Source organism: Aestuariivirga sp. (genome assembly GCF_037139295.1).
Classification (GTDB): Bacteria; Pseudomonadota; Alphaproteobacteria; order Rhizobiales; family Aestuariivirgaceae; genus Aestuariivirga.
Genome location: NZ_JBAXGR010000131.1, coordinates 1 through 7538, shown reverse-complemented (window position 1 = coordinate 7538; position 7538 = coordinate 1). Strand labels below are relative to the sequence as shown.

The following is a 7538-nucleotide window of genomic DNA, read 5'->3' as shown; positions in this document are numbered from 1 at the left end:
AAGAATATTAACCAGGCCTACATGCAGCCCTTTGTGTCCTACGCCACAAAGAACGCGTGGACCTTCACCCTGAATTCCGAGTCGACCTACAATTGGGTCACCGATGAGTGGTCAGTCCCATTCAATTTTGTTGTACAGAAAATCGTGCACTTTGACAAGCAACCCGTCGCCCTATTTGGTGGCGTGCGCTACTGGGCGGTGTCTCCTGATGATGCCGGTCCAACCGGCTGGGGTGCGCGCTTTGGCATGACTTTTCTGTTCCCCGAAAAGTAATCCCAAACACATACACGAGGTAAAACCATGTCTCTCAAGTTCAGGATCGCACTGTCCCTGCTGGCTGGCATGTCGCTTGCTCCCGCCGCCGCGATGGCAGACAACGCCACGCCCACAGTATCCGTCTCGCCTTTCTACCAGGACGTCATGCAGATGAAGCCCGAGGGCAAGCTCGGTCAGATCATCAAGAAGGAACAAGTTGCTACCCCGATCGCCGGCGCGCAGGCATGGCGCATCGCCTATATCTCCTCCGACCTGAATGACGTGCCGACGATTTCGACCGGCGTCGTCGTCGCCCCGGTTGGCGAGGCGCCGTCCGGTGGCCGCCCGATCATCTCCTGGTCGCATGGCACGACCGGTAATGCGCAGAACTGCGGCCCCTCGCAGGTCGAGAATCCGGCGCAGTCGCTTAACCAGTATTTCCTCGTGAACGGCAATGAATCGACTGACTATGGCCTGCCGAGCCTCGATGAATTCATCAAGGACGGCTACGTTGTGGTCGGAACCGACTATCAGGGCCTGGGCGGCGGCGGACGCCACCAGTATGCCGTGGCCAAGACCAACGGTCGCGATGCGATCAATGCCGCCCGCGCCGCGGGCTCCATGGCGGAAACGGGAGCGGGCAAGAAGACGATCATGATCGGCTGGTCCCAGGGAGCAGGTTCGACCATAGGTGCCTCGCAGGCTGACTACGTCGCAAAGCAGGGCACAGCATATGACGGCCTCGAGATTCTCGGTTTCGTCGCGATGGCGGTCCCGGATTTCGCCATGTATGCGCCTGCCACCATGGACGAGACCGGTGCCACGAAGATGGTGAGCGACTTTGCTACGGCCTGGTCAGTCGATAGTTTCGCATTCGCTCACATGTCGATGAACATGTGGGGCACTCAGGCCGGTTTTCCAGACAAGCTGAAGCTCAGCGACATCTTCACAGACGAGGGTGCAAATGTACTGGATGAGATCTACTCCAACAAGTGCGTCCACACGGCGACCGATACGATCAATTTCAACTTCGGCCAGAACTACAAATCGATGCTGCGTCCACAACCGCAAAATGCCATGGCCTGGGCCGAGGCTATACTCAAGGGCACGCTTGACAGTACGGTGAAGCCGATCGCCCCAGTCATGATCATCTATGGCAACAAGGACACCACTTTGCCGCCGATCATGGGCGAATTCTATCAGAAAAAGATCTGTGCACTGGGCGGGAATGTCACGCGAATCCAGCTGCCCGGCGACCAGAACCACTTCACCACGCCGCCCGAATCTGTGCCCTTCTACATGCCGTGGATCAAGGATCGCCTTGCCGGCAAGCCCACGCCCGACGGCTGCACGGCCAACTGATGATCACTCCAGGCCAGCCCCTCGCGGGACTGGCCTTTTCCGTTCAAATCACCCGAGGCGCACATGTCCATCACGTCACGTCTGCTCATTGCCGCGCTGAGCGCTGCACCCTGCCTTGCTCCCATCGCTGCCATGGCGGATGATGCGATTGCACGGCCCATGCTCCCCCCCTTCTACGAGTCGGTTATGAAGATGAAGCCCGAGGGAAAACTCGGTCAGGTCATCAGGCAGGAGAAAATCGCGACATCCATCAAGGGTGCCGAGGCCTGGCGCATCGCATATGTTTCCTCCGACCTCAATGACGTGAAGACGATATCGACCGCGGTCGTCGTCGCTCCGGAGGGTAAAGCGCCCAAGGGTGGGCGACCGGTGGTCATCTGGTCGCACGGCACAACGGGTGGTGCGGCCAATTGTGGCCCCTCGCAGGTACTCGATCCCGCAAAGCCGCTGAACCTATATTTCCGCATCGGCGGCGACAGCTGGACCGACTATGGCCTGCCCGCGCTCGAGCAGTTCATAAAGTCAGGCTACGTGGTGGTGGGAACCGACTATCAGGGTCTCGGCAGTCCAGGAAAGCACCAGTATCTCGTGGCGCGTACGCAAGGCCGTGATGCCATCAACGCTGGTCGCGCGGTGGGTACAATTAAGGAGGTCGGCGCCGGCAAGAAAGCGCTCGGCATCGGCTGGTCGCAGGGCGGCGGCTCCACCATCGCCGCGGCGGGACAGCCCGATTACATCGCCCAGAAAGGCACGGCACGCGACGGCCTCGAGTTCGTGGGTTTCGTGGCAATGGCGCCTGACGACATGGCCGCGGTCGTGCCAAAGCCCACCGACGCGGCGAGCGCCAAGAACGCGATCGACGAACTCACCCAGACCTTCTCCGGCAACGTCTTCGAGTTCGCGCATTTCGCCATGATGCTGTGGGGCATCCAAGCCGCCTACCCTGACAAGCTCAAATACACCGACGTCTACACCGAGGACGGCGCCAAGGCGCTGGACGAGGTCTACCGGACCAAGTGCATCCATGCGAGTTCCGACACCCTCAGTTACACCTTCGGAAACAACTACAAGACGCTCATGCGGGCGGATCGGCAAAATGAGCTCGCCTGGGCGCAGGCCTTTCAGACGGTGAGCGTTCCGAACGACGTGAAGCCGGTGGCACCGGTTATGATCTATTACGGCAACAACGACACGACCCTGCCGCCAATCCAGCACGAGCTTTACCGCAAGAACATGTGCGCGATTGCTGGCGCCAATGTGGGCCGCATGCAGTTGCCAGGCAATCAGGACCATTTTTCGACACCAGGCCTCTCGGAGCAGTACTACTTGCCCTGGATCGCCGACCGCTTTGCTGGCAAGTCAGCGCCTGACGGTTGCGCCAGCAACTAGACGTGCGCCGTTGGCCTGATGTGGTGTGCCATCTGTAACGGGTTTGCGCATACCACGGTGCGCTCTCACAACCGAAACAGCCTCACCAACGCATTCAGCGCCACCCGCAAATTGCCAATGTCTTCCTCGGCCCAGTGCAATGCATCCTGTTCCGTGCAGATGACCCGGTAGACCAGCAGAGTCGGCCGCTTTCCAGCAGACATCCGCTGCTCGCGGTCGCATGCGTCGAGTTCGACCCGGTGACGCCGATGGGGCTGATGTTCAGTGGATGGCCATGCAGCAGGTTGGCTCTTCCGGCGATGGTCTCCACCACGGGAATGGCATGGCGCTCGGCAAAGTCCCGCAGGACTTCCGTTGCACCCGAATACTGCACACCGCCACCGGCGATGATGACGGGTCGTCTGGCCATGGCGAGAGTGCTTGCCGCGTCCCTCACTTCGCGCGGGTCAGGCGGCTGTCGGCGTATCTCGTGGACGCGTTCGGCAAAGAAGGACTCCGGATAGTCATAAGCCCAGCCCTGCACGTCCTGTGGCAGGCCGAGGAACACGGGCCCGCAATCGGCAGGATCAAGCAGCGTGGCGATGGCCTTTGGCAGCGACTGGATGATCTGTGCGGGGTGGGTAATGCGGTCCCAGTAGCGGGTGACGCTCTTGAAGGCGTCGTTGACCGTCAGTGTGGGGTCGCCGAAATGCTCCACCTGCTGCAGCACCGGATCCGGCAGGCGCGTGGCATAGCCATCGCCGCATAGAAAAAGCACGGGCAGGCGGTTGGTATGTGCGACGGCGGCTGCCGTCACCATGTTGGTTGTGCCGGGACCTGCCGAGGCGGTAGCGAACATGAACCGACTGCGCAGCTTCTGCTTGGCATAGGCCACGGCCGCCAGTGCCATCGACTGCTCGTTCTGGCCGCGCCACAGGGGAAGTTCGCGGCGATGTTCGTGCAGGGCCTCTCCGAGGCAGATCACATTGCCATGGCCGAAGATGGCAAATCCGCCGCCGCACAGGCGCTGCTTCACGCCATCGATCACCGTGAACTGGTTGGCCAGATGGCGCACCAGCGCCTGTGCCGTTGTCAACCTGATGTTGCGGGACTGCTGTGCCACGGCGCTCTCCACCTGCTCTTGCCCGGTCAGAGTAGTTATTGTCTATTGCCTTTGCAAGCGCTTGCAAACAACTGGATGGGCTGCGTGTCAGAGGTCGGAATCGGGTTGGTCGGCGGCGGTTACATGGGCAAGGCCCATGCCGTCGCGTTGTCGGCCGTGGCCGCCGTGTTCGACACGGCCCTGCGTCCTCGCCTCGAAATGATCTGCACCACGACGCCGGAAGGTGCTGCGGCGAAGGCGCGCCAGTTTGGGTTTGCGCGCTCCACTGTCGACTGGCGCACGCTGGTGGCGGATCCGCGGATCGATGCGGTTGTGATCGCCAGTCCGCAGGACACGCACAAGGACATCGCACTCCCGGCATTTGCAGCCGGAAAGCACGTGTTCTGCGAGAAGCCGCTGGGTCTTGGTGTCGTCGAAAGTCGCGTGATGCTGGAGGCGGCACAACGCAGTGGCCTCGTTCACATGACAGGCTTCAACTACATTCGCACACCAGCGTCGCAGCTGGCGCGCCAGATCATTGCCGCTGGTGAAATCGGCGAAGTCACGTGGTTCTGCGGTGAGCACACGGAAGATTTCTATGCCGATCCTGCACTGGCGGCCTCCCGGCGTACACGCGGCAAGGCCAATGGCAACATGGGGGACCTGTCACCCCATATCATCAATGCAGCACTTGCCTTGATGGGGCCGATCAGGAGCCTGTGTGCGGACATCGAGACCGTGCACCGGACAAGGCCCGCGCCCGGCGGCACCGAAGCCGTGACGAACGATGACCAAGGGCAGATCATGTGCCGCTTCGTTAGCGGTGCCATGGGACATCTCTTCATCAGCCGCGTCGCGACGGGACGCAAGATGGGCTACGCGTACGAGATCTCTGGCACCGAAGGCGCGCTGCGTTTCGACCAGGAAGACCAGAACGCCCTGTGGCTGTATCGCAGCCGCGATCCGCAGGGACGGCAGGGCTTCACCAAGATTCTTACTGGCCCCGATCACCCCGATTACCAGGCCTTCTGCCTCGGGCCGGGACATGGGACGGGATATCAGGACCAGATCATCATCGAGGCACGCGATTTCCTGGAGGCAATTGCGGCCGGCACACCACGCTGGCCGACTTTCGCCGATGGTCACATGGTCAACCAGGTCATCGATGCCGCCTGGGCGTCACACGAGCGCCGTGGCTGGGTCGATGTCGATCCCCTTGAAGGAGAGCCGCACAGATCATGAATATCAGGATTGGAAATGCCCCCTGCTCCTGGGGCGTGGAGTTCGCAGATGACCCGCGCAACCCGGCATGGACGCGCGTTCTCGATGAGTGCCGAGATGCCGGATACAACGGCATCGAACTTGGTCCCATCGGCTTCATGCCAGAGAACCCGGACATTCTGGGTCCCGCCCTGGCCCAGCGTGGCCTCACCCTGATCGGGGGCGTGGTGTTCCGTCCGTTTCATGACGCGGCCAAGTGGGACGAGGTCAAGGACGCTGCGATCCGAACCTGCCGTGCACTCGTGGCACATGGGGCGCGCCATCTCGTGCTCATCGATTCAATCTCGCCGCGCCGCGCACCGACAGCCGGCCGGCCTGCCGAAGCCGAGCAGATGGACAGTGCGGAGTGGAACGCCTTTGCGTCCCGCTTCCGAGACATCGCGCGCATGGGCACGGAGGAATATGGCCTTATCGTCTCCATTCACCCGCATGCTGCGGGCTTCATCGACTTCGAACCCGAGGTGGAGCGGCTGCTCGCCGATATCGACCCGGCGATCCTGAAGATCTGCCTCGATACGGGGCACTCCCACTATGCCGGCTTTGATCCCGTGGCCTTCATGACGCGTCACATGGCGCGGATTGCCTATGTCCATTTCAAGGATATTGACCCCAGGGTGAAGGCGGACGTTGTCGCGAAGCGCACCGGCTTCTACGATGCCTGCGGCCAAGGCATCTTCTGCAACCTCGGCAAGGGCATCACCGATTTTCATGCGGTTCGCCAGCTTCTTCTCGAATCCGGTTATGAGGGCTGGTGCACCGTCGAACAGGATTGCGATCCATCCGGTCCGACATCGCCAGTCGACGATGCCCGCGCCAACCGCGCCTATCTGCGCTCCATCGGCTTCAACTGACAGGACCTCCCATGGCACGACTGAACTGGGGAATGATCGGCGGCGGCGAGGGCAGTCAGATCGGCCCCGTGCACCGCATCTGCGCGGCGCTGGACGGGCACTACAACATGGTTGCAGGGGCGCTCGACGCCGATCCTGCAAGTGGCAAGGCCTTCGCCCAGCGGCTGGGCATCGCGGCGGATCGCGCCTATGGCGATTGGCGAGAAATGCTCGTGGGCGAGAGGCACCGTCCCGATCGCCTCGATCTCGTCACCGTGGCAACGCCGAACGCAACCCACTATGCCATCACCAAGGCCTTTCTTGAGGCAGGCATCAACGTGCTGTGTGAGAAGCCCATGACGGTGACCGTCGAGGAGGCGGAGGACATCGTGGCCACCGCCGCGCGCACCGGTGCCATCTGCGCCGTCAATTATGGCTATACGGGCTATCCGCTGGTGCGCCACATGCGAAGCATGGTGGCGCGCGGCGACCTTGGCAAGGTCAGGCTGATCGTCGTCGAGTTCTCGCATGGTTTCCATGCCGATGCGGCCGATGCCGACAATCCGCGCATGCGCTGGCGCTATGATCCCGCGCAGGCTGGTATTTCCGGGCAGTTTGCCGACTGCGGCATTCATGCCCTCCACATGGCGAGCTACGTGTCAGCACAGAATGCCAAGGATCTGGCGGCGGACTTCGTGTCGGCAATCCCCAGTCGCGTGCTGGAGGATGATGCCATGGTCAACGTGAGGATGGACGGCGGCACGCGGGTGCGGCTGTGGACCAGCTCAGTGGCGGTCGGCAGCTTCCACGGCTTGAACATCCGTGTCTTCGGCGAAAAGGGCGGCCTCCGCTGGGCGCAGCAGTGGCCGGACCAGCTGCACTGGACGCCGGTGAACGGCAGGACGGAAGTGATTGAACGCGGGGCCAGCAATCTATCGGCGGAAGCTGATCGGGCGACACGGATCGCTGCGGGGCATTCCGAGGGCATGCTGGTGGCCTTCGCCAACATCTATGCCGATCTTGCGGAAGTTATCCGCGCCCGGCGTGATGGGCGTCCGCCTGATCCGCTTGCTGGTCATTACCCCACAGCCTCTGACGGTCTTCGCTCTATTGCCGCAATCCGCGCGGCAGTGGAGTCGAGTTCGCGTGGAGGAGAATGGACCGATGCACGCCCCCCATCCATGTTGCGCGCCGACCCTGTCTGAGGGAGACATAAAACATGAGCCGCTCGTGCGGACATCGCCTTTTTGCGCACAGAAATCCTGATCCTGGGTTCACACGCAGTCCTGGCACGATACCCATTCGCTGATCTGTGTAATGCCGCGACTAGAGTTCCCCCC

At 61.8% G+C, this 7538-nt stretch carries 6 protein-coding genes and 1 pseudogene; 6 read left to right on the top strand and 1 reads right to left on the bottom strand.

Annotated elements, in window-relative coordinates; translation table 11 throughout:
* The 3 genes and pseudogenes from WCJ41_RS19040 to WCJ41_RS19030 all read left to right on the top strand — a co-directional run.
* A pseudogene (locus WCJ41_RS19040) lies at positions 1-273 on the top strand (transporter); the annotation flags it as partial.
* Between the two features lie 27 nt (positions 274-300).
* Positions 301-1617 carry a lipase family protein gene (locus WCJ41_RS19035; protein WP_336907416.1) on the top strand — a complete coding sequence of 439 codons (1317 nt, stop codon included), beginning with the start codon at positions 301-303 and terminating at the stop codon, positions 1615-1617.
* A gap of 63 nt (positions 1618-1680) precedes the next feature.
* A complete protein-coding gene (locus WCJ41_RS19030; RefSeq protein ID WP_336907415.1) occupies positions 1681-3006 on the top strand; it encodes a lipase family protein in 1326 nt (441 codons plus the stop codon).
* A 94-nt stretch (positions 3007-3100) separates the two neighbouring features.
* Here WCJ41_RS19030 and WCJ41_RS19025 read toward each other — a convergent pair whose 3' ends face one another.
* The gene (locus WCJ41_RS19025; RefSeq protein WP_336907414.1) at positions 3101-4108 is read right to left on the bottom strand and encodes a thiamine pyrophosphate-binding protein; all 1008 of its coding nucleotides are present in this window, start codon (positions 4106-4108) and stop codon (positions 3101-3103) included.
* Between the two features lie 84 nt (positions 4109-4192).
* Here WCJ41_RS19025 and WCJ41_RS19020 point away from each other — a divergent pair, with 84 nt between their 5' ends.
* The 3 genes from WCJ41_RS19020 to WCJ41_RS19010 are packed head-to-tail and all read left to right on the top strand — an operon-like array spanning position 4193 to position 7403.
* Positions 4193-5329 carry a Gfo/Idh/MocA family oxidoreductase gene (locus WCJ41_RS19020; protein WP_336907413.1) on the top strand — a complete coding sequence of 379 codons (1137 nt, stop codon included), beginning with the start codon at positions 4193-4195 and terminating at the stop codon, positions 5327-5329.
* Positions 5326-6219, top strand: coding sequence for a TIM barrel protein (locus tag WCJ41_RS19015; protein ID WP_336907412.1), 894 nt, complete (start codon positions 5326-5328; stop codon positions 6217-6219). Before WCJ41_RS19020 ends, WCJ41_RS19015 begins: the two co-directional genes overlap by 4 nt.
* A gap of 11 nt (positions 6220-6230) precedes the next feature.
* Positions 6231-7403 carry a Gfo/Idh/MocA family oxidoreductase gene (locus WCJ41_RS19010; RefSeq protein WP_336907411.1) on the top strand — a complete coding sequence of 391 codons (1173 nt, stop codon included), beginning with the start codon at positions 6231-6233 and terminating at the stop codon, positions 7401-7403.
* Positions 7404-7538: the final 135 nt, after the last annotated feature.